Annotated in this window: 2 protein-coding genes; one reads left to right on the top strand and one right to left on the bottom strand. The window is 70.9% G+C overall.

What is annotated here, in order from left to right:
- Positions 1-649 (top strand): ABC transporter permease (locus Q0112_RS03255; protein ID WP_297971342.1); only part of this gene is annotated, 649 nt, incomplete at its 5' end.
- Here the strand turns inward: Q0112_RS03255 and pcaD are convergent.
- The gene (gene pcaD, locus Q0112_RS03250; protein WP_297971339.1) at positions 646-1,434 is read right to left on the bottom strand and encodes a 3-oxoadipate enol-lactonase; all 789 of its coding nucleotides are present in this window, start codon (positions 1,432-1,434) and stop codon (positions 646-648) included. The genes Q0112_RS03255 and pcaD overlap by 4 nt on opposite strands.
- Positions 1,435-1,562 lie beyond the last annotated feature (128 nt).

The following is a 1,562-nucleotide window of genomic DNA, read 5'->3' as shown; positions in this document are numbered from 1 at the left end:
GGCGGGGCGGCTCGAGGTGGTGGTGCACCGGCGCTACAACCCCGAGGGGATATCGCAGTACAACATCGTGCCGGGGCTGCTCGGGGTCATCCTGCAGATGACCATGGTGATGATGACCTCGATCGCGCTGACGCGGGAGACCGAGCGCGGGACGATGGAGACGCTGCTCGCCATGCCTTCGACGCCGGCGGAGGTGATGCTGTCGAAGACGCTGCCCTATTTCGCGGTCGGCGCGCTGCAGGTGGTGGTGGTGCTCCTCGCGGCGCGCGGGCTCTTCGCGGTGCCCTTCGTCGGAGGGCTGCCGGTGCTGCTGCTGGCGGTCTTCCTCTTCGTGCTGGCGCTGGTGCTGCTCGGCTATGCCATCTCGACGCTGGCGCGGACGCAGATGCAGGCGATGCAGCTGACCTTCTTCTTCTTCCTGCCCTCGATCCTGCTCTCGGGGTTCATGTTCCCCTACCGGGGGATGCCGGGCTGGGCGCAGCTGCTCGGGCAGTTCTTCCCGCTCACCCACTTCATCCGGGCGATCCGGGCGGTGATGCTGAAGGGGGCGGAGCTCGCGACCATATCGCGGGAGCTGACGCTGCTCGGGCTCTTCGTCTGCGCCTATGCCGCGATCGCGCTGCTGCGCTACCGGCGGACGCTCGATTAGCTGGTCTCGGCGAGGAAGGCGGCGAGGAGGCGGGCGTAGGCCTCGGGGGCCTCGACGGCCGGCAGGTGGCCGGCGCCGCGGACGAGCTCGAAGCGGGCGCCGGGGATGCTGCCGGCGGTCTCGCGCACGAGGTCGGGCGGGGTCGAGCCGTCCTTGGAGCCGGCGATGGCGAGAACGGGGAGGCGGAGGCCGGCGATGGAGTCGCGGAGGTCGGTGTGCGCCATGGCGGCGCAGCAGCCGCAGTAGCCGTCGAGGGGCGTGCGGGACAGCATGTTGCGCCAGAGGGCGAGTTCGTCCGGTCGGTCGCGGCGGAAGGCGCGGCTGAACCATTTCTCCAGCACGCCGTCCGCGATCGCGGCGATGCCGCCCCGGCGGACGGTGGCGATGCGCTCGCGCCAGCTCGCCTCGGTGCCGATGCGGGCGGCGGTGTTGGAGAGGACAGCGGCGCGGAGGAGGTCGGGGCGCTCGGCGGCGAGGCCCTGGGCGACGACGCCGCCGATCGAGAGGCCGACGAACACCGCGCCCCTGATGCCGAGCGCGTCGAGGAGGCCGGCGGCGTCGGCGACGAGATCGCCCATCCAGTAGTCGCCCTCGGGCGCGTCGGAGAGGCCGTGGCCGCGCATGTCGTAGCGGATGAGGCGGAGGCCGGGCGGCAGGTGGGGGAGGAGCGCGTCCCAGATGCGCAGGTCGGTGCCGAGCGCGTTGGCGAAGACGAGGGGCCTCCCCTCCGGGTCGCCGCCGGTCGCGACGTGGAGCCGGAGCCCGTTGCTCGTCACCGCCTGCATGCCAGCCTCCCGTCAACCTTCATTGCGATCGGTTAAAGCGTGATGACGTTATACTGAGGCTTATCCGGCGTTAGTGAGGTAGTTTGCGCACTCCTGCGGGTCGAAGGTGTCGAGGAGGAGGCCGATGG

The organism is uncultured Amaricoccus sp. (genome assembly GCF_937858865.1).
Taxonomy (GTDB): Bacteria; Pseudomonadota; Alphaproteobacteria; order Rhodobacterales; family Rhodobacteraceae; genus Amaricoccus.
This window is presented reverse-complemented; position numbering and strand designations above follow the sequence as displayed.

Bases quoted from the DNA above. Each gene is read 5' to 3' on its own strand.
- pcaD (WP_297971339.1), bottom strand. From the start codon at position 1,434: ATGCAGGCGGTGACGAGCAACGGGCTCCGGCTCCACGTCGCGACCGGC.